Here is a 21,567-nt window from a genome sequence, read left to right as displayed (position 1 = left end):
CAAAGAATAACAAATAATATTACTTGTATTCTTAAAGCGTTTCGCAAAAGAAACATCTTCATTCTTAGAAGAAATACCGTAATCCTTGAAACAGAAGCTATCAGCATACTTATTTTTTTGAAAGTGCCTACTTTTATCCGGTGTTGGCTCCCCAGTATTTAACTTTAAAATACTACGAATAACTTTTTTTGTCAATGAAGACGTTTTAAAACATAAAAAAAGAGCAAGGGTTTCTTGCTCATGCATTATTCGCTTTCTCCTTGTATCCGCTCCACGAATGCTTTCTTGATCACCTCTTTGATAAATGGATTTGCGTCTTCATATGAAGTGTTTTCCTTTATAAATTCCAAAGGAAATATTGTGAGCAATTTTGCAAAGCATTCATCTGCAAAAGATTCGCTTATTGTTTCAACGCCAGTAAAACAGAAAACTACTTTTTTACTATCGTTAAGTGCATCGACAATTTTTCCGCGAGCACTTACTCCTGTAAAACGCATTGTTATGTCAGGTCCAAATTCTGTAAATACTATCTTCACTGTGTCCATGATGTTTTTTTGCTCACTTTACACGTATACGCTATACTTGTCAAATATGAATTACCAAGCATTCCAAAAATTAAAATTACCAGAGATTCCTGGTGTGTATTTTTTCAAAAAAGGAAAGAAGATTCTTTATATTGGGAAAGCGACATCGCTTTCGAGTCGCGTACGGAGCTATTTCATGAAGGACTTGATAGCAACTCGAGGACCACTTTTGGTGGATATGGTTTTCCAAGCTGACACAATCAGTATTCAGCAAACTGATAGTGTACTCGAAGCACTTATCCTTGAAGCCAACCTCATCAAGAAGTACAAACCCTACTATAATACTCGAGAGAAAGATGACAGGAGTTGGAACTACATTGTTATTACCCGAGAAGTATTTCCGAAGATTCTTCTTATCCGCGGTCATGAGCTCGCTAAATACAAGGCTGGAGAAACTATCGGTCTACTTGAAAATGCAAAAATTGCTAAACTCTATGGCCCGTATACTCAAGGTCTCGCTTTGCGGGAAGCGCTCAAGATTATTCGCCGAATTTTTCCTTTTATTGATCGCAGTTCTGCCAAGCCTGATAACTATGAATTTTATCGGCAGTTAGGATTGACGCCTGAGATCACAACTATAGAAGCCAAGGAGACCTATAAGAAAAATCTCAAAAACATTTCACTTCTCCTCGAAGGCAAGAAACAGCAAATATTAAAAAGCTTACGCAAAGACATGATGTTGTATGCCAAACGGCAAGAGTTCGAAAAAGCTAGTAAGGTGAAAAGTCAGATTTTTGCACTCGAGCATATTCGAGATGTCTCACTTATCAAAGAAGAAAATACCCAAGAAGGGAATGCAACTAAGTTCCGCATTGAGGCCTACGATATAGCGCACATGAGCGGCAAAAACATGGTCGGTGTTATGACTGTCGTTACGAACGGGATTGCGGATACAAGTGAGTATCGCAAGTTTATTATTCGCTCACAGAGTGGATCAAATGACACGGGAGCTTTGGAAGAAGTACTCTCGAGGCGCTTACGGCATACTGAGTGGGGAATGCCGGATTTGATCGTAGTCGATGGTGGAGTCGCACAGAAAAATGTGGCAGAGCAAGTCGTCGCTAGATATCAGTTCCCGATACCAGTCGTAGCGGTCGTCAAGGATGATCGTCATAAGCCCGCAAAAATTTTATACACAAATACAGACAATCTATCATCTGAGAGTTTATTGAATGAATCTCTCTCTGACTTTACAGGCAAAGTAAATAAAAAAAATTCGGCGGGTAAAGCACGCGAAATACTCGGAGAGAAAACAGTATTTAAAAATAAAGACGCAGCAATACTTTTGGCAAACAGTGAGGCACACCGATTCGGAATTACTTTTCATAAAAAGAAACGATCGAAAAATTTTCTTCCATCATAGCCCTGTTCGCATTTCATTTATTGCTCTATACTAGAGATATGATTCGCGTTGGTATTATTCGTGGTGGCACAGATGATTCATTTAACGAATCCCTAGAGACAGGGAGTGTATTATTAGCACATATTGATCGAACAAAATTTGAACCACATGACATTCTCTTGGATACTGATGGGTACCATACTCGAGGATTGCGTACGTCGATGCTAGATATAGCCAAACGTGTTGATGTTATCTGGAATGCAGTACATGAGACTAATCATGGCCTCATGCAATCCCTCGAACAAACCGGCCTGCCGTATGTCGGACAGCAAGCATTCTCACATGCTATTGCGACGCATCGGCGCATGGCGAAAAACCAAGCAGATACTCTAGGAATACACGTGCCGGATGATGTTCATATTCCTGACTATCGAACACAAGATGAACTTGATCGTCATGCCTATATCGATGAAGCCGCATCGTTTGTTTTCAAACGTATGCCACCACCATGGCTCGTCATGCCGATGAAATACAATCCAATCAATCAGCCTTTTGTCGCTCGAACAGTTCCTGAGCTTATCGCGAGTTTACAAATGTTAAGCGAGGAGCCTGGTGATATGTTGGTTGAAGAGTATATTGCCGGCAGAAAACTATCGATAGTAGTTGCAGATAATTTTCGCAACGAGAGAACATATGCCTTCTTGCCGGTAGAATACAAAGAGAAAGAATCATTATTAATCTCACCAGCAAGACTGGAATCTATTGACCAGAAAATTATTGCTGAACATGCCAAGAAAATGTATGAGCAGTTAGGACTTCGACATTATAGTGAATTGCACTTCATACTCTCACCAAAAGGACTTCATTTTACTCATGCTAACAGTCAGCCGGTCTGGCACGAACGGGGGACATTATCGAAATCATTTGAACCCGTGGGTTCATCAATACAAGAATTTATCACGCATACTATTGATTCGGTTTTAGGGAGAAAGTAAAACTGGTGTTGTGGTCAGGAATAATTTTATCGCCGTCTCGATAAAATTTCACGACCCTGGCTCAGTCATTTTCTCTGGGGAGAAAATATACTTCCGACCTTCCCCAAAAGCACAAAATCCCGCGCAGGCGAGATGTTTGTGTCTTTTGTGGACCCAAGGAGATTCGAACTCCTGACCTTCGCTTTGCAAAAGCGCTGCTCTACCAACTGAGCTATGGGCCCAAACATATTTCTTATTATCTTCACTCAACTTCCAATGGCCCCAATTCTGTTATTTACCAAAACAGCTATGGGCAGCCCTTGACCAGAATTAAACTGGACAGTAGGAGAATACCAAAAAATTGATTTATTTACAAGGTATGGATTAACAAGAACACTCTAACAGAAAACAGCGCATATGCGCTGTTTAGGACAAAGTTATATTTTCAGGTGATGTTAACTCAGAAGAAAATTTTTGAGGAATATGAGTATTATTAGCTAAAAAATATCTTACAGGATAAATAGTATATTGATTAGTTTCCACAATTTTAACAAGTAAGTATTTTTCAAAAAAATCATTGCCGTTGATTGATTTGTTACAAATATGAATATTTAAAATTCTATTTGAATAAAGATCATTTATACTTACCCTATCTTCATTGTCAAAGAATTCTCTCCGAACTACATTAAGTACAGGGTCAAATTTATCGATTGGCAAGATAATTAAAAATATATCATTTTCTACTTCAGATATAAGTTCACCTACTCTATCAATTATTTGCTCTGGCTCAAACTGATCCATAATTTCTTCCTCATAGAAGTAGTCATGATAGGGTAATATTGAGTATATTTTTTCTGAGTTTATTATTTTTGCTGCAAATCCGTCCAAGGAAAACACTGGTGCTTGAATACTGGATTCCGAACTTTCTTCCCAATAAGTAAATATTAGCCATGGAGTTGCCATAATATTTTTTCTCTCTAACGTATACCTTTTTAGGAATTAATGCAAATGCCTATTATTGTGTATCCACAAAATATATTTTTTATGGCATACTAGTCACTATGCATCAAGAGCTTCATATACTAGTTTCCGGTCGCGTCCAAGGCGTGCTTTTTCGTCGAGCAACCAAACGTGTTGCAGATGAATACGGTATCGTGGGGACAAGTAGAAATCTACCAGATGGACGCGTAGAGATTATTGCCCAAGGCGATGAAGCCAGGCTCCGTAAATTACTTGATTGGTGTTATCGTGGCTCACTCTTATCCCATGTGCACGGACTCTCGTATGAGTGGCGTGATGTCACTAAAACCTATACTCGTTTCGGCATCGAACGTGTCGCAGATGACTATTTACTCGACAAAAAGGAAGCATTGAAACATTTGGCCAAACGAGCGTTTGGTCGAGTTGAGAAAGAAGTAGAAATACTTTTCCCTAAACATGTCGCTATTATTCCAGACGGCAACAGGCGCTGGGCAAAAGAACAAGGCTACCCAAGCTGGCGTGGACATCAAGAGGGGATTGAACGATTACGTGAAATCGTCAAAATATTACCTGAACTTGATGTGACGCATCTAACCTTCTGGGGATTTTCAACTGAGAATTGGAAACGAAGTGAACAAGAAGTGTCGTGGCTTATGGCAGCAACAAAGAGCGAATTTGAGAAACTTGAAAACGAGTTTATTAAAAGTAAAATTTGTTTCCATCATTTCGGTCGTAAAGATAGACTCTCGCCAGAAATTGTGACGTTATTTGATTCGCTTGAAAGTAAAACTAAAGATATCGGACAGAAACATTTTGCTATTGCACTCGACTATGGTGGCCGTGATGAAATACTGCGTGCAGTAGAGAAGATCAAAGGCACCAAAGAAATCACTGACGAAGAAAACTTTTCAAACGCACTAGATACCCAAGGTTTTCCTGATGTTGATCTCATTATCCGTACTTCTGGTGAACAACGATTATCAGGTATTTTCCCGTGGCAGGGCGTGTATGCAGAGCTTTATTTTACACCATTACATTTTCCAGATTTTACACCCGGGGAACTCAAGCTTGCAATTGAAGACTATACATTGCGCCAAAGAAGATTTGGTCAATAAATAAATACGCAAATAAAAAAGCTCTGAATAGTCAGAGCTTTACTTGTATATGGTTACTTAAATAAAATCTTTGTAATTCCTGGTTTACCGACTTCGTTGAGGAAGTACATACCAGATGCTACATTGCCACGCTCTATCTCTCCTTTTTTCCCGATAATAGTGAATTTGTTGATTATTGTTCCACTAATGTCAGAGAGGACTAATGTGTGCACTCCGGGCTCTGAAAGATGTACGTATATTTTCTCAAAAGCTGGGTTAGGATAAACTGTCAGGGAAGAAGTGAGTTTGATTGGGTTAGTATTTGTAGCAAGATCCCCAATACAAAATACCCATGCATCTCCACTTGCGTGGTCACCATCAATATCGCCACTATTTACACTTTCAGTATAGGTAGCGACGATGAGTTTTCCACTGTCTGAAATTAGAGCTACAGTACCTCCATTGTCATATGCAGATCCGCCGTAACATTTGCTCGTTACTGAGCCACTTGTATCAATAGTAACAATCCATGTATCAGCACTACCATAATTGCCTGTAACATCACCATCATTTGATTTGGTACTACCCCCAAGGACAATACTGCCAGCTTGGGTTTGAGCTATGGCGTAGCCATTATCCTGACCGGTTCCACCGTAGCAATGTGTATTTTGCAGATTCCCATATGAATCGATAACTATGACAAGTACATCAGTTATGCCATGAAGGCCCGAGGGTATTCCATTAATACTTGTGGAGCTAGTCGTTCCCACAATGTAAAACAGATCTCCCTTTTTAATAACATCAAAAAGGTAATCTTGGCCTTCGCCTCCAAACTTTTTAATCCAGATTATATTTCCATCAAAGTCGGTCTTTGCAATAAGGCCATCGTATTCGCCATAGAATGGTACGTCTTTAAAAACACTGTCTGTTGAATTGGTGGTGCCGACGAACAGATACCCATCGCCAACCTCAATCGCCTTGTGAAAATCTTCCTGACCTGACCCGCCAATGGGTATATTTTTTGTTATATTGCCATTATCATCAATCTTCAAAATCCAGGCGTCATGGATGCCTCCATTAAACTTAGTTACATCACCACCTACAGTTCCACTTGTTCCTGACAGTAGATATCCATCTAATGTCTTATTAACAGTATATCCAACATCAGTGCCTGGACCACCAAAGTGGCGAGTCCAGATCGTGTCTCCATCAGAATTTAGATTAATAATACTCATATCAACCCCTCTGTTGGATGTTACTCCCATATCAGTGTAACCAAACATAGTCACACCCTCGTCATCGTTTGCAGTTATGGCATATGGGTGGTCATCTAATACTCCTCCATAACACCACGACGAAACTTTGTTAAAATTGACATCTAATTTTGTTAGACCAAATGCCTTGTTACTATTTTCATTGCCAATAAAATCGCCATCATCTGAATTAGTGGCATTACCAATATAATAGAAGTTGCCTGACTTTATTGCTAGGGTTTGATTATCAATTCCCCCGCCGCCGATGAAAACTTGCTGGTTTATCTGGGCATTAAGTTCACATATTGCGATTAGAATCGTCATTGTGAGTACGAGTAAGTTTTTCATACGTTTATTTTTTTTAACAAAGAATGTGTGAATTTATTATTTATACTATACTACAAATACATTAATTTGTAAATAACCTCATTTTTCTCATAATAACATGTAATTAAAAAGAGTTTTTTGCTATACTTTAGCTATATATGAAACAATCACGCTTAGATCAGTTAGCGGATGGCATCTTTGCAATCGTCATGACGCTTCTGGTATTCGAGATACGGGTACCAGACTTTACAGGATATGTTTCGGAAAGATTGCTTGCACAATCATTGGTGGCACTCTTCCCGTTATTTATGAGTTATCTTTTAGCGTTTGCACTCTTGTTTACCTATTGGAGAAGTCATCACTTTATCGCATCTGTCTATGCAAAGACTATTGATATAAAGCTCACTAATATCAATGCAATCTTTTTCTTTTTTGTTGCACTTATTCCATTCTCTGCGCATTTTTTAGGTAACCACAGCATGTTCCAGGTCCCGGTGGTAGTCTTTGCTCTCAATGTTATATTTATTGGGATGAGCTTATATGCCATGCGCAAATATGTTGAGCATTCAAAAAATATTGAGAAAATTGAAATTACCCTAACCGAAAATATGCATGCCTATACAAGGATTTTATTCCCAGTTTTCTGCGCAGCAGTAGCAATACTTATTTCGATTATTGATACAAGTCTTGCGCTCTTTTTGTTTACTATCGGCATCCTCTTTAATCTCTCTCCAAAAAGTACCTCAGTGACCTATGCGATTATCGAAGGTCTCTTAGGCAGAAAAATAATACAATAATCTTTTCCTAAGATAATTTATAAGGGTGTGGAGTATTGCTCCAATGGTTATTACCAATAGCCATGACATAACGTCAAATGCATAGAGAAAACTACCAAAAATAAGGGCTCCTAGCAACCAGTCAATTTCATCAAAGGGATGCCACGCGGTACCTGGTTGTTTACCCAGCCTTCTTTTAATCATGCTTTCTATAATGTCTCCGATAAGTGCGCCTGTACTAATGGTCAATCCCCACAGTAGTGGAGTTGCTGGAAATGCAAAAAACATCCCTTCAATAGATGCTGCTAGTGTCCCAAGTATAATTCCTCCTAATAAACCGCGCCAGGTTTTGTTATCTCCGGTGATACGTCTACCTTTGTAGGTCTTTCTATTATCGATGGGTCTAGCATATGGCAATTTCTGCAAAAAAACAGGCGTCATATTTGCAATACCAGCCGGTAGTAACAATAAAATTAAATAGATAATATGACTAAGATTTATCATACAGGACGTGCCAACGTTTCTGAATTTTATACCAAAAATAAAATACTAACACAGTTGCAAGTATGTTTGAACTATATATTCCAAGACTTATATAGGTAAGTCCTCCATATGCAAAGAGAAAAAAGGGAACTACCACGAGTGCTTTTAAGTAGAGAAGTTTTGGATATGGTTTAATGATCCAGTCAGACTTCCTAAATTCTTCTTTATGAATAATGCTCAAAATATATGCGCTCGTAACGAGGGCAAGATTATATAGTGTCGGCAGTGCCAGTAAAGGATTAGTCATAACTATAATAAATAATATTGAAGCGTAAAGTGCTGTATCGGCGCAAATATCGAGGAATTTCCCCCGATCAGTTGCTTTGTTTTGATGTCGTGCAAGTGCTCCATCCACTGCATCAGTTATGTAAAGAAAAATAAGTAGTGCAAATGTATATGTTGGATTGTATATATAGAGAGCCGGAACAGTAAAACTTGCAATAAAACGCAGATTAGTGAGCATGTTGGCAGATAGATGTAGTTGGCTTAGGTGAATGAGCAGTGGCAAAAGAAATTTCCCGCGCATTTGCTGGGACCAAGTATTGAGCTTGTGTGCAGTACTCTCATCATGAGATATGTTCTCAGGCATAGATAAAGTGTAGCATATTGTTTCTTGTCATTTCCTGCTATACTTTAGCTATGGATCAACGGTCAAAAAAAATTAGGCAAGTATTTTTCTTCGGGCTTTTGCTTATTGCTCTTGTACTCTCATTTTTTATTTTCTCCCCGTTCCTGACGTCGCTTGTTTTGGCTGTTGTATTTGCGGTTATACTTGAGCCATTTTTCAATTTTTTTATCACGAAGCTGCGCTTTCCTCGTAGTTTGGCATCGCTTGCAACAATTCTTATACTTATTATTCTTATTGCATTACCCTTGACGTTCCTGGGCAGGGAACTACTCTTGCAGTCTCGGGATTTGTTTCAATCAATAACTGCAGAAAATTTTACCTCGCTTATACCTCCTAAAGTTACTGCCACAATAGAATCAGTGTTTCCGGGGACACTTGATTCTTTCACCCCGTCATTTACCGATATTGCAGAAAAGGTCGGAACAAACGTTGGTGCTATTTTTAAAGGAACTTTCCAGACATTATTTACTCTCATCCTCTCGCTTGTGGCACTTTTCTATTTCCTGAAAGACGGAGAGCAGTTTAAGAAAAGTCTGATCGCTCTATCTCCGCTTACGGATGATTATGATACAACTATAGTTTCTCGTCTGAAAAAAGCTATTAATTCTGTCATTCGTGGATCATTAACTATTGCGCTTATACAAGGATGTTTGGCGGGGGCAGGTATGGCTGTCTTTGGGGTGCCACATCCTGCGCTCTGGGGAGCAATGACAGCACTCACAGCACTCATTCCTTCAATCGGCACATCAATAGTATTGGTGCCTGCAATTATATTTCTTTTTGCGACAGGTATGCCTATACACGCATTTGGTCTTTTGATTTGGTCTGCAATTATCGTCGGTACGATTGATAATGTTTTAAATCCGATCCTCGTTGGTCGTGGTGTTAATATTCATCCCTTCTTTATATTGCTTTCAGTGCTCGGTGGTATAACATTCTTCGGTCCCATCGGTTTTATGCTAGGCCCTATGATATTAAGTTTCTTGTTTACACTTTTGGATATTTACCGTCTGGATTTTGAAGGAAATTAAATCACAGATATAGATTGTATGATATACTTTTTAGAACAATGATTACCTCATCATATTCTTCTGTTCGACAATCAAATCAACGATTACTTCTCGTTGCAATATGCATAAGCATCCTCTTTATTTTGGTTGGTATTGTGGTTACTGTACTCATTGGGCACCGCATTGATTCTATGGAACGCGAGCGACTAACGATTCGGGCTCAAAATGCTTCCGTAGCAATCGATCCGAGTGCAATTCTTGCGCTTCGGGGCAATCAAGAAGATATTGGCACTGACGTCTATGAGGCATTGAAGCAAGACATGATGAGTCTCCGAACCATAAATCCAGATTCTCGTTTTGTCTATCTCATGGGTCTGCGTGGTAATAATCTGTTCTTCTATGTTGATTCAGAAAAGCCAGATTCAAAAGATTATTCGCCGCCCGGCCAGATATACACAGAAACAACAGCACTCGAAATTGATAATTACCATAAAGGATTACCTTTTGCTGAAGGTCCGTACACTGATCGTTGGGGAAGTTGGGTATCAGGCTATGCACCGATTATAGATCCTACAACACGCCAAACAATCGCCATTATTGGTATAGATATTAATGCAGAATATTGGAACCATCAGATTTTAGTGGCGCGCCTTGTGATAGCACTTATCACACTTCTTCTTTGTGGTTTTTTTATCACTCTTACGATTGCACTTCGCAAATCAACGGCAACGAGCGATATTTTGCAAAAAGATAATGAGACTCTGCGCGCAAGCAAAGAATACTTGTCAGAATCAGAATCTATAGCCCATATTGGTCGATTGAGTTTCAATAATAAAACTAATGAAATGTCATGGAAAGGTGAAATCTATACACTGTTCGGTATAACACCAGCCACAAAGATAACGCCAGAGGTTTTTTTCAATGCACTTCATCCTGATGATTCAAAAAAAGTCAGGACTCTTTTTGGTACTGCATTTTCCACGGGAGAATCATTTGAATGCACATGCCGAGTACTGCTTCCGTATGGAGTTGAAAAAACTGCGCTCTTATTTGGTGTTGTAAAGAAAAATAAACTCATGCCGTACCTTATTATTGCCACTATACAAGATATTACGAAGCATATAGCGCATGCATAATTATGGAAAATGACGATCGAACAACTTATTTTGCGGAAACTGATTATCGCAACAAGCGAACAAAGTTTGGTATTAAAGCCAAAGATAGAACTCGTCATATGTATGTTATCGGCAAAACGGGTATGGGTAAGTCAACGCTTTTGGAAAATATGGCAATCCAAGATATTCAAAATGGGGAAGGACTTGCATTTATTGATCCGCACGGTGGCACTGCAGAGAAATTACTGGACTATATCCCTGAACATCGTATTAAAGATGTAGTTTATTTGGCACCGTTTGACTTGGAGTATCCGATTGCCTTTAATATTCTCGAAGATCCTGGTCCTGATCGACGACACTTAGTCGTCAACGGCCTCATGAGTACATTTGAAAAAATATGGGAGGATGCGTGGAGTGCGCGTATGGCATATATTTTACAGAATACACTCTATGCACTTTTGGAATATCCTGGGGCAACACTTTTGGGGGTTAATCGAATGCTCACGGATAAAGTATTCCGCAAGCAAGTTGTTGATAATGTGACTGACACACAAGTTAAATCATTTTGGGTTGATGAATTTGCAAAATATACGGATCGATATGCAGCTGAGGCAACGCCTGCCATCCAAAATAAAATTGGACAGTTCTTATCAAACCCGCTGATTAGAAATATGGTTGGGCAGTCTCACTCAACGTTTGATATGAGAAAGCTCATGGATGAAAAGAAAATTCTCATTGTGAATTTGTCAAAAGGAAGAGTTGGAGAAGGTAATGCAAATCTCTTAGGAGGTATGCTTATTACTCGTATTTATTTAGCTGCTATGTCACGAGCAGATTTGCCTGCGGAACGATTGCAGGCACTGCCAAACTTTTATTTTTATGTTGATGAATTTCAGTCTTTTGCCAACAAGACATTTGCTGATATTTTGTCAGAAGCCCGCAAATACAAATTAGCTCTTACGATTGCACACCAATATGTTGAACAGATGGAAGAAGAAGTTAAAGAAGCAGTCTTCGGTAACGTCGGCAGTATGATCGTCTTCCGTGTTGGGGCAACAGATGCGGAAGCATTTGAGAAGGAATTTGCACCAGCATTTACGATGGAAGATATCGTGAACTTGGGCTTTGCACAGATATACTTGCGATTGATGATTAACGGCATAGGATCAAAGCCGTTTTCAGCAGTTGGTCTTATGCCAGCAAGTGCACCGACACAGTCATTTAAAGACCAGGTCATAGAAAGTTCGCGATCTATATTTGCTAATCCTAGGGCTAATGCAGAAGAAGAAATTCGTGCTTTAAGTACGCCTATCGAACCTGAACGCCCTAAACGCGAATGGAAAGAAGAGAGAGAAAATAATCCTGCTCCTCAAGCGGATCTACCTCCCAAAGCTCCGTTTCGCGAGGCGCAGCGTCCCGTCCCAAGATCATATCCGCCTACTGATACTCGTCCAACATATTCGCGTCCACAGCAGACAGCGGGAGTACCAAGGACTGTACCCCCAACTCCTCAGGTAAATATACCTCCACGACAACCTGCCATGCCTCCAAGTTACCCAAAACCAGAGGCTGCAAAAAACACGCCTAAAGTAGAACCAGTATTGCCTGCTGCTAAAACTACGAAGCCTTTTCAAGGTCTAAAAGATATTCTTAAAGAGCTTGAAAAACCTGACAGTGAAGGTATACTTACTACAGCACCGTTGCCTCCACAATCTCCAGTTCTCACACCACAAGTCCAGCAACCAATTTCGCTAGCAACGCTTAAAAAATCACCGTTCTCACCGAAAGAGGCAACACCTGAACACAGAAGTGCGCTTCAAAGTGTTCTGGCACAGGCTTTGAAACAAACGCAAGGAGAAAAATCACAATCCTTACCTTCACCACAACCTCATGTAGAGACAGAAAAGCCAGTACATGATTCTTTACCAAATCAAGCCCAAACAGTAAGTCCGGGCACAATCAAACCTAAAGAAGTTCCCGAAGATGTTTTGCGTAAAATATTAGAATAATTTTTTATTGCGTATGTCTTTTAAAAATAGCCTTTTTGTTAGCAGCTTACTCGTTGTATGTTTTGGTGTTTGCCATAGTGCATTTGCTGATGTGAGTTTTTCCGAAATCATGTACGACACCGAAGGGTCAGATACCGATAAAGAATGGGTTGAGATTTACAATAGTGGCAGTAGTACGATAAGCATTAGTGGATGGAAATTCAATGATGGTGCAAATCATACACTCAATAATCCACCTACAAACGGTGGTCAGGGAACACTTGAAATAGCTGCAGGGTCACATGTAGTGCTTGCTGGGAATGCCAGCGCATTCTTGGCTGAATATTCTTCATATACTGGCACGGTGATTGATACGGTAATGAGTCTTGCGAATACATCAGATACACTTTCACTTATTGATCAAAATGGAGGTACGGTTATTTCATATACCTATAGTTCTGATCAAGGTGCGGCAGGTGATGGACTGAGTCTTCAAAATATAAATGGTACATGGGGGTCTGGCACGCCGACTCCCGGGGCTACGAATACACATAGTGTATCTGATGATGGAGAAGACACTGGCAACCAAGACTTAAGCGATGATACTGAAGCAACAAGTATAGAAGCTTTTATTGAACCTGCCTATACAGCTAACATTATTACTACTATTGTAACGTCAGCAGGCATGCCGACAGATTTTGATACCTTTGTTACTAATGAATTAGATAAAACAGTTACCGCAGGTTACTATGTGTGGAATTTTGGTGATGGCACATCTATGTCGTATGAAGGTGAACGACCATTTGAACATGTCTATGCATTTGCTGGCCAATATATAGTACTTTTAAAATATTATGCGTATGTAGGCGCTGCAGTTCCTGATGATACTGATCGTGTCACGATCAAAGTCACTGATCCAGGTATTGCTATTTCATCTATAGCCAACGGCGTCCTTACAATTGCGAATAATTCACAATACGAAAAAGATATTTCTGATTGGAAAGTAGTAAGCGGGGTATCTACCTATATATTCCCAGATGAAACATTTGTCATAGCTCATGAATCATTGCATTTACCAGCTACTGTTACTGGTTTTAGTAGTACTAATAATCATGCGACGCTTTATTATCCAAATGGGGAAGTTGCAGATATATTTCCTAAGCAAAAGACTGAGACAGTTTCCTCATCAAAAATATACCAGCCAAAACTTGAAGCTGATTCGCTGGTGCCGATAGAGAGTGCTGCGACGAATTCTACAACGGTAGGATCATTTATGCCGCTTGCGGCTTCTGTTATAGAAGGTGAAAAACAAGCATCAACAACATCAAAAATGCCGCTTTTTATACTTGCAACTATTGCTGTTATTTCACTGGGCGCCGGTAGTATTTTATACGTAAGAAAAAATCCATCAGAGAAAATTACCGCTGATGGATTTGAAATATTTGAAGAATAATTTTTATTGTCCGATAAGGGTTGGGGTACTAAGAATATTTTCGATTGTAACGAATGTCGTTAGGCTATTCGTAATAGGTACAATCACAGGGAGTGGTGGAATCGTTGTGCCAATGATTGGCTCCATACTAATTGCATATGTCGCGGGGGCTAGATCGATTTGAAAATTACCGTACGTATCTGGTGATGTGCCGGCGATGAATTTTTTACCATCTGCAGAATATATCACTATATTAAATAATGAATAATCTTGAATTATTGCGCATGTGGTTCCAGTTGGATTACAGTCTTTACTCGAGGTTATCTTACCAGATAATGTACCAGTTTTTGTTGGAGTGAGGGCAATTTTCGCATCTATCTTCGTTTTTATAGAAACTGGTAGAGTATTTGTAACTTCTGTTGTTGTATGTATAACTTGTGGTACAGGAATACCATGTAAGGGAGGAACTGTACCGTCACTTGTGCCCTGGATCTCAGGTATTTCTGGATTTCCAATTGCACTTGGTGCGCTGAGTGTCTCAGTTTGCTGTGCTTGCATTTTTACAACTTCCGCCGTGATTGCCGCAGAAAGATCAATTGTTGGAATGCTCGTTGTGGTTGTGTCTACAACAAGATTTGCAATCGTATCAGCAGGTAACGCTTCAGTTGTGCTTGCATTAGTTGGCTCATCTTGAGTCGTAGTAATTTTTATGCCCTCTTCTGTAAATCCAATAGTAGTTGGTTCTGGTACCACTGGTGGTAGTGTTGCTGTTGCGTCTGCTATAACAGGGTTACTTGCGCTATCTTTTTGAAACTCAACGAGCGCCGGTAGTAAGGAACTAGTGACGTTCAATACGGCTTCATTGTTACCCTCACTTTGCAATTCATCAATATTTTGGTTGAGTTCCTTGGCATGGTCAACAAAGGCAATAGTGACACTCTCAACTTTCTTCGGTGTCAGTGCACCTGTTGCTTTAAGTGTTTTCACTTCACTAATGCGTCGTTCGATTCGTTCTTTTTGAATGGTTACTTTTTGCATTGGTGTATTTGCAAAACTAACCTCGATTTCTTCTTTGACATGGATTTTGACAGGGTATAACAGATCACCCGGTAAGGCATTCTCTGAAGCGTAGGTCAGTGATGATCCTCCTACCAAAAGTACAATAACTGCAATCGCTGTTGCTTTGGTGAAAAACATCCAGTTGAAATGCTTCATGAACGGTGAGAGTATAGCTATTGGACTAGGTACTTGCATCGCCCGGACAATTTCATGTCGAATAGACTCTTTTTCTTGAAGAGTAAGAGTTGCTTTCTTTCCTAATTGTAATTGTTGTTCAATATTAGTATTCATGCTGTGTTGATGCTTGTTTTAATTTTTCCATTGCTCGATGAATGCGGACTGAGGTAGTATTTTCTGATTCGTTCATTATTTTGGCTATTTCTTTTACTGATAGCTCTTCGATGTAGCGCAACATAATGACTTCTCTGTGTTTGCCTTCGAGAGTATTAAGTAATGCATTCGCTGCCTCTGTGTCGTCTCTCGTGTCTTGGATTGGTTTTTCATCATGGGTAGGGTCAAATCCATTCTCGAGGAGCGAGTCAAGTGATTCTGATTTTTTCTTTCTATACGAGTCAACGACGAGGTGGTTGGCAATGGTAAAGAGAAGTGATTTGCTATTGCGGACAGTATTACCTTGATTCAAATACTCCCATGCCTTCAAGAAGACTTCTTGAGTAAGGTCAACCGCTCTGTTCCTATCATTAGTTTTATACAGACAGTACCTAAAGATGCTGTCGTTATACAGGTCGTAGCATTCGAGGAACTTTTTTTCCTTTGTTTTAAATTCCGCATTGTTCATAGTATATGACGCTTCCCGTTGGTAAATCTTACAGCGAGTATCCTTACAGTATAATGCTAAAATTCCTTTTTGGGAAACAAAAAGGAATACATGCATGTAGGTTGAGGCTACTCTTTTGGTCTTGTTTGGCTATGATCATGACTCAAGGCTGCTTGAAACAAAGAAATGATAGTAAATACAGCAAGCAGGAGACTGATTTGGATGAGTGGGTCGTGCATACTTTTTAAGACGATTCATAAAATCAAATGTGACAAATGTATGTAATTAAAATTGCCGCAATGAGCTCTCTCTGCTAAACTTATGCATATGCAAATGAATACCCAAAGCCAAGCGCCAAAGAAGATACTTATTATTGGTGGAGGTTTTGCTGGTATTGCTGCTGCTCGTTCACTCGTGCAAGAAAAAATACCCAATGTAAGCATTCAGCTTGTATCAAAAAGAAATCACTTTGAATATTATCCAGGCCTCTATCGAGTTGTGACTGGCGCTTCGCCGATTGAAGTCTGCATTCCGCTTACCGACATGATTCCTGATAGAGTTGCTATCGATATTGATACAATTACCAAACTGTCACTTACAGAAAATACCATAATCGGAGAAAGTGGTACGATTTATCACTATGATACGCTCGTCATTGCACTAGGTAGTGAAACAACATTCTTTAATGTGCCAGGTCTTGAAGCTTTATCGCTTGGTTTTAAATCAGTTAATGAGGCGTTGCATCTGAAACAGCACTTGCAGTCACTTTTTGCTAATCATACGAACCCAGCGCAAGATGAACTTGTGTCACATTATCATGTAGTAATTGTTGGCGGTGGTCCATCGGGCGTTGAGGTGGCAGGTGATTTGTCTGCGTATTTACAGACTCTAGCTAAGACTTACAAAGTAGATCCATCACTGGTGACAATTGATCTTATCGAATCAAATCCTCGTTTGGTGCCAACATTGCCACCTCAGGCATCTGCGAAAATTCTCGCCCGTTTACGAAAACTTGGAGTAAATATTTTCTTAAATCGTCAGCTCATGAAAAATGAGATCGAGGAAGTCTATCTGAAAGATATGTCGATGAAAGCAAAAACGGTTATTTGGACTGCTGGTACTCAGGTAAGTAAAATTTTACAAGAAGCGCAAGGTTTAGTATGGAGTCCCAAGAAGCGAATAGAAGTTGATGAGTACCTACGAGCGAAAGGATATGACAATGTCTACATCATAGGCGATGCAGCAGCGACACCATTTAGTGGACTAGCACAGACGGCTATGTACGACGGTGACTATGTTGGCAGTACTATCGCACGATTTATGAAAGGGAAGCGAGCTCATGTGTATAAACCAAAACCGATTGCTTTCTCTATTCCTGTTGGTGTTGGATGGGGTGTGTTCGTGATGGGTAAATTTCGACTCTATGGATTGATCCCGTATATTATCCGCCATGTGATTGATTTCATGTATTTTGCTGGCATCGTGTCAGTATATAAGCTTTTCTCTATGTTTTTTGATGGATGGAAGTATCGAAATAAGACAAATTAGTTCTTGAATGAGCCTTGACTTTTCTATTCTATATAGTAAAGTAATAAAAAAATCTTTTAAAACAGAATACTAAAAACGATATATATGAATAGACAACAGTCCTTTAAAGATTGGTGTAAAAAGAATGATCTTAATCCATTTGAGGCTTTCTCATTGGCATTCGTTACTGCATCAAGTGCAAGAAAAGTATTAAGGGGGGTTAGAGATTCTCTTCCAATAAAGCATCGGTTATATAGACTAACGGAACTTGAAAGTCTTAAACTTTCTTTAGAAGAAAATGAAATACTTGAAGCATTACTTAACAATGAAACATTGCAGGAATATTGGGAGGAAAAAGTAATGGATAAATTTATTACTGCGTGGAAAATTGATCGCACACTTCCGCTTGTTGAGGAAAGGATTTCCATTTCTTCAGATACATACAAGAAGAAGGAGGAATTACTTCCATTTCTTGTGAAGAAATTTTTTGGTAAAGAGTTTAAGGTTCGTGTTTTGTTTCAAACAGAGAAAAATGGAAATTTACTAAAGGCAAAGAGTTTTGATGGTATATCTAAACCAAACGAGGCTTTTTCATCAAAGAATTTACTGAATACACTTAATGAATTGCAATTAGTTTCGCACAAAAGTGATCCAGAAATGATTGCTTATATCGGTCACAATAAAAAACATTTACGAAGTATTAATAGTATTATCGCTGTTATGCTTAATGAAGATCCGGTAAAGGCACTAAAACTTGTACGTGAACTTCTAAAAAATTTTTCTCACATTTAAAACGATAAATAATGGTAGGGACAAAAGAATTAAAACATTATGCAATTACTCCTGATGTGGGGTATGAAACAATGCTTCGGCAAAACATTGAGCAACCTGTGCGTGGTGTTCAAGCATTAGCAGTATCATTACGCGAAACAATAAATAATGCTATCGATGCTCGCGCAGAAAATGTACGTATTATGCTTGGAAGCTTTCGCGGCAAGGAAGCACTTATTACCATGGATGACGGTGTTGGTTTTGATCGAAAAGGTTTAAATTCAGTAATGGGATATGCAGCTTCTTCACGTTTACGAACAGACAAAAAGACTATAGGCGCTAATGGTACAGGGATTAAATTTCTTCTTGCACTTGGTGATTTGAAAAATACAAAAGTGACGATCATAACTGTATCTGAAGAATATCCTCGCGGTATCGAAGTCTCTTTCGACTTTGACTATCTATTGGAAATTTTCAAAAAAGGTGCAGATGCAAGTGTGGTTGAATATGCACGAGAGATGAAAAAAGAGGAATTTGAACAAATCTGGAAAAGTGGCAAGAGAAAGACAGGGTCAACTATTATATTGACTGGATTCGATAAAAAGAAAGTTAAGAATACTGAACAAATCTTCAAAACGCTTTCAGAAGACGATGAAATAGCTCCACGGACGAGTGATCGCGTTACTGTCTTTATTGAGCATCAATGGAAACAACTTAAACTGCAACAAATTGCTGGGACACTCTTTTTATTTCATGATGAAAGTGTTCAGTTGGGTAAGGTTGAACTTGAATTATACTATGGTGCTTCAAATGATGGGCCACATATTTGTGGTCCTATAAATAAAATTATGAGCTGGAATGATTTGTTTAAGACTTTATCCAAAGATCAAAAATTAATGGTGACTAAAGTCTTGAATTCTGTTGGAGGCCATATTTATATTGAAAATGGAAATGTATTTAGAACACATGACGGAAGCTTCACTGAAGATTTTTATCAAGGAAGAGGATGTATTCAGTTGGTTGCGATCCTTACAGTGGTTGCAGGCCGACTTGCAGAGCTTACTGATAAAGTGAAAGTTGAAAAATCAATTACTCAACAGCAGCTAATACTCAGTAAGATAGCAGAAGTGAGTGGTAGGCTTTTTCCAGAACCCCTTCATGTGCAACGTTTGTCCGGCAATGCACTAGCACCTGCTAAAAGTGCTCAATATCCTGTATCTATTGATCGTCCAGTCTATATTGTGCCGAGAAGTGTGCAAATCCAGATAGGAGAATCAAGAACAATTACCTTACACAATAAAGGGACAGAACAGTTTGACTTTTCCCAGACTTTATGGGAAAGCCCAAAAGATGGTTTAGTAAAGGTAACTGGAGAAGGACAAAGGGTTGAGTTTAAGGCCGGATCTAAAAATGGAGTATGTGAAGTTGTTGCAGTCGGTGAATTTGGAGAACATACAATTCAAGTTACTGTCACAAATGAATCAATTAAACCCTTTATTAAAGGGCCTAGCTATGTTAATCCAGAAGATATTGCACAGTATGAAATTTGTCGTACAACGACGAATAAAGTACTCTGGATGTTTGATGGAATTTCAAAAGGATTTGAGTTGGAGTTTGATGAAAATCAAAAAATTGTTAGGGTGCTAGTACCAAAGGATACCAACTTAACTATGGTGAAATTGCTTTGCACGGACACTAAAAACAGCATTATAGCTTCAAAAAATATATATGTAGCAAGAGATAAAAAGAAACCATTTGTGGTTAAGGTGGGTGAAGAATATTATGTGATGACTTTTGGTATGCACTATACAGATTGTATTGTTCAAGTTGAGCATGATGATGAAGAGGAATTACCTACCTTGGTGATTAACCCACTTATGAACCCTTTATATGAAGCACTTGAACATTCTAATTGGCCAACAGCTTTTCAGCACGTCTTAAATGCAATAGCAATGGCGGGTGCTGCAGATCAAATTGCACGAAATGGTTTATCAGTTAGGAAGGCAATGTATGTTGGGTCTGAGTTTATGACGACGTTTGAAAATGAACTAAAGGAAAAATAATAAATTAGCTGGTATTTGTATATCAACCCCCTTCAATGAAGGGGGTTTTGTTTTCCTTGACTTTTACAAATATATATCGTACATTAAAAGAAATTTCATTTCATGGCTACGAAAACAAAAAGAAAACAAGTTAGAAAAATTTTAGACCCAAGACAAGAGTTGGTCAAAAAAGTAGTTTTATTACTTGAGACAATTAAGCTCATTTGTAAACCTGGGAACAGAAGAGGAATCAACATAAAAAAGAAATGGCATTATAGTAGGAACAAAATTACGAAAAAAGCCAAAAAACTAATTCTTGAATTCAATGAACTTCAAAATGCAAGAAAGGCATTAGATTTACTTGCAAAAAATGGTCTTAATCCCCGAGGCCAATCTACAAGTAAGAAAGTGACTATCTCATTTAGTAGAGGGTTAGGAGTTTTGCAAGAGAAAAAAATTGATAAGAGAAATACTTCTAGCACTAAACCGCCTCAAGTTAATCGATATAAAAAAATTGATGAACTCTTCGCTAATTTGCAAAAAGAAATAGAGAACCTTAAAATACGCGCTGATGATTCTCAAATAATTAAAGTCAAAAAAACTGATCAGGCACAAGTAATTATCAATTCCCTTGTAAAAGGTGAAACACTTGAAATTATTGAATAGTTACCACTCCTCATTTTTGAGGAGTTTTATTTTTATTAAGTATCGATTTTCTTCAGTATCGTAGGAATTTTTTTGAAATCTTTAAGTAGTGTATTGCGCATGCCGCCGTTGTAGAGTGCGGCAGCTGGATGGTAGAGGGGGAGGAAATATTCAGTATGTATATGCTTGAATTTTTTATGGATGAGCTTGCCATGAACGTTGGAGATAGTTAGCTCTGGGAAAAAGTCATTCATAGAGTGCCGGCCGAGGAAAATAATAAGTTTCGGTTCGATAAAATTGAGCTCTTCATAGAGCCAGGGAGCACAGGCTTCTTTCTCGCCTTGCTCTGGATCGCGATTGTCTGGCGGTCGATACTTCACGATGTTCGTAATATAGATATCTTCTCGCTTCATACCGATACTCTCGAGCATTTCAGCTAGGAATTTGCCTGCTGCTCCGATGAAGGGTATGCCTTCCTTGTCTTCACTTTTACCTGGAGCTTCACCGATAAAAACAATATCTGCATCTGGATTGCCGTTGCCCGGTACTGGCTGAGTAGCAGTTTTTTTCAATTCACAATCGCAAGCAGTGAACCATTTCTGGTGGATTTGTTGCAGTGCTTCTGCTTTGGACATAGTAAATCTAGTATAACAAAAACTGGATTCATTATAGAGGTTACTACGAAACAAAAGAATCGC

20 protein-coding genes and 1 tRNA gene are annotated in these 21,567 nt (G+C 38.9%); 12 read left to right on the top strand and 9 right to left on the bottom strand.

All coding sequences use genetic code 11. The annotated features are described in order from the left end of the window. Positions 1 to 245: 245 nt before the first annotated feature. On the bottom strand, positions 246 to 545 hold the full coding sequence (locus tag IPF86_04410; protein ID QQR50286.1) for an STAS-like domain-containing protein: 300 nt from the start codon (positions 543 to 545) through the stop codon (positions 246 to 248). Positions 546 to 591: 46 nt separating this feature from the next. On the opposite strand from IPF86_04410, the gene IPF86_04405 reads away from it, so the two are divergent. Further along, the gene (locus IPF86_04405; protein QQR50285.1) at positions 592 to 1,947 is read left to right on the top strand and encodes a GIY-YIG nuclease family protein; all 1,356 of its coding nucleotides are present in this window, start codon (positions 592 to 594) and stop codon (positions 1,945 to 1,947) included. A 38-nt stretch (positions 1,948 to 1,985) separates the two neighbouring features. Then, positions 1,986 to 2,921 (top strand): hypothetical protein, encoded by a 936-nt coding sequence (locus IPF86_04400; GenBank protein ID QQR50284.1) that lies wholly within the window; start codon positions 1,986 to 1,988, stop codon positions 2,919 to 2,921. 148 nt (positions 2,922 to 3,069) lie between these two features. Here the strand turns inward: IPF86_04400 and IPF86_04395 are convergent. Then, a tRNA-Ala gene (locus tag IPF86_04395) sits at positions 3,070 to 3,142 on the bottom strand. 184 nt (positions 3,143 to 3,326) lie between these two features. Beyond that, on the bottom strand, positions 3,327 to 3,863 hold the full coding sequence (locus IPF86_04390; GenBank protein QQR50283.1) for a hypothetical protein: 537 nt from the start codon (positions 3,861 to 3,863) through the stop codon (positions 3,327 to 3,329). A gap of 98 nt (positions 3,864 to 3,961) precedes the next feature. Between IPF86_04390 and uppS the strand changes: the two genes are divergently transcribed. Then, a complete protein-coding gene (gene uppS, locus IPF86_04385; GenBank protein ID QQR50282.1) occupies positions 3,962 to 4,996 on the top strand; it encodes a di-trans,poly-cis-decaprenylcistransferase in 1,035 nt (344 codons plus the stop codon). 53 nt (positions 4,997 to 5,049) lie between these two features. Here the strand turns inward: uppS and IPF86_04380 are convergent, their stop codons facing one another. Then, the gene (locus tag IPF86_04380; GenBank protein ID QQR50281.1) at positions 5,050 to 6,576 is read right to left on the bottom strand and encodes a T9SS type A sorting domain-containing protein; all 1,527 of its coding nucleotides are present in this window, start codon (positions 6,574 to 6,576) and stop codon (positions 5,050 to 5,052) included. Between the two features lie 137 nt (positions 6,577 to 6,713). Here IPF86_04380 and IPF86_04375 point away from each other — a divergent pair, with 137 nt between their 5' ends. Beyond that, on the top strand, positions 6,714 to 7,352 hold the full coding sequence (locus IPF86_04375; GenBank protein QQR50280.1) for a DUF1211 domain-containing protein: 639 nt from the start codon (positions 6,714 to 6,716) through the stop codon (positions 7,350 to 7,352). Here IPF86_04375 and IPF86_04370 read toward each other — a convergent pair. Both IPF86_04370 and IPF86_04365 read right to left on the bottom strand, forming a co-directional pair. Then, positions 7,329 to 7,835, bottom strand: a complete 507-nt coding sequence (locus tag IPF86_04370; protein ID QQR50279.1) for a CDP-archaeol synthase — start codon at positions 7,833 to 7,835, stop codon at positions 7,329 to 7,331. The genes IPF86_04375 and IPF86_04370 overlap by 24 nt on opposite strands. Continuing rightward, a complete protein-coding gene (locus tag IPF86_04365) occupies positions 7,822 to 8,463 on the bottom strand; it encodes a CDP-alcohol phosphatidyltransferase family protein (GenBank protein QQR50278.1) in 642 nt (213 codons plus the stop codon). Before IPF86_04365 ends, IPF86_04370 begins: the two co-directional genes overlap by 14 nt. Before the next feature lie 50 nt (positions 8,464 to 8,513). On the opposite strand from IPF86_04365, the gene IPF86_04360 reads away from it, so the two are divergent. Genes IPF86_04360 through IPF86_04345 form a run of 4 tightly spaced genes read left to right on the top strand, consistent with a single transcriptional unit; the run spans position 8,514 to position 14,068 of the window. Then, complete coding sequence (locus IPF86_04360) at positions 8,514 to 9,533, top strand: AI-2E family transporter (protein ID QQR50277.1); 1,020 nt, start codon at positions 8,514 to 8,516, stop codon at positions 9,531 to 9,533. Positions 9,534 to 9,571: 38 nt separating this feature from the next. Further along, positions 9,572 to 10,648: a PAS domain-containing protein gene (locus IPF86_04355; protein ID QQR50276.1), complete on the top strand. Its 1,077-nt coding sequence runs from the start codon at positions 9,572 to 9,574 to the stop codon at positions 10,646 to 10,648. Between the two features lie 2 nt (positions 10,649 to 10,650). Beyond that, complete coding sequence (locus tag IPF86_04350) at positions 10,651 to 12,636, top strand: type IV secretion system DNA-binding domain-containing protein (protein ID QQR50275.1); 1,986 nt, start codon at positions 10,651 to 10,653, stop codon at positions 12,634 to 12,636. 13 nt (positions 12,637 to 12,649) lie between these two features. Further along, a complete protein-coding gene (locus tag IPF86_04345) occupies positions 12,650 to 14,068 on the top strand; it encodes a lamin tail domain-containing protein (GenBank protein ID QQR50274.1) in 1,419 nt (472 codons plus the stop codon). A gap of 3 nt (positions 14,069 to 14,071) precedes the next feature. On the opposite strand, the gene IPF86_04340 is transcribed toward IPF86_04345, so the two are convergent. Next, the gene (locus IPF86_04340; GenBank protein ID QQR50273.1) at positions 14,072 to 15,397 is read right to left on the bottom strand and encodes a hypothetical protein; all 1,326 of its coding nucleotides are present in this window, start codon (positions 15,395 to 15,397) and stop codon (positions 14,072 to 14,074) included. Next, positions 15,387 to 15,905, bottom strand: a complete 519-nt coding sequence (locus IPF86_04335) for an RNA polymerase sigma factor (GenBank protein ID QQR50272.1) — start codon at positions 15,903 to 15,905, stop codon at positions 15,387 to 15,389. The genes IPF86_04340 and IPF86_04335 overlap by 11 nt, the downstream gene beginning before the upstream one ends. A 306-nt stretch (positions 15,906 to 16,211) precedes the next feature. Here IPF86_04335 and IPF86_04330 point away from each other — a divergent pair, with 306 nt between their 5' ends. The 4 genes from IPF86_04330 (at position 16,212) to IPF86_04315 (ending at position 20,890) form a co-directional block, all read left to right on the top strand. Next, positions 16,212 to 17,432 (top strand): FAD-dependent oxidoreductase, encoded by a 1,221-nt coding sequence (locus IPF86_04330; GenBank protein ID QQR50271.1) that lies wholly within the window; start codon positions 16,212 to 16,214, stop codon positions 17,430 to 17,432. A gap of 84 nt (positions 17,433 to 17,516) precedes the next feature. Then, on the top strand, positions 17,517 to 18,203 hold the full coding sequence (locus IPF86_04325) for a hypothetical protein (protein QQR50270.1): 687 nt from the start codon (positions 17,517 to 17,519) through the stop codon (positions 18,201 to 18,203). Between the two features lie 11 nt (positions 18,204 to 18,214). Then, positions 18,215 to 20,245, top strand: a complete 2,031-nt coding sequence (locus tag IPF86_04320) for an ATP-binding protein (GenBank protein QQR50269.1) — start codon at positions 18,215 to 18,217, stop codon at positions 20,243 to 20,245. Between the two features lie 102 nt (positions 20,246 to 20,347). Continuing rightward, complete coding sequence (locus IPF86_04315) at positions 20,348 to 20,890, top strand: hypothetical protein (protein QQR50268.1); 543 nt, start codon at positions 20,348 to 20,350, stop codon at positions 20,888 to 20,890. 35 nt (positions 20,891 to 20,925) lie between these two features. Here IPF86_04315 and IPF86_04310 read toward each other — a convergent pair whose 3' ends face one another. After that, positions 20,926 to 21,504: a uracil-DNA glycosylase gene (locus IPF86_04310; GenBank protein QQR50267.1), complete on the bottom strand. Its 579-nt coding sequence runs from the start codon at positions 21,502 to 21,504 to the stop codon at positions 20,926 to 20,928. Between the last annotated feature and the right edge of the window lie 63 nt (positions 21,505 to 21,567).

Source organism: Candidatus Nomurabacteria bacterium (assembly GCA_016699085.1).
Taxonomy (GTDB): Bacteria; Patescibacteriota; Minisyncoccia; order Phycocordibacterales; family UBA9973; genus CAZLWF01.
Note: the sequence above shows the minus strand (reverse complement) of the source record. Positions and strands in the feature narration are given on the sequence as shown.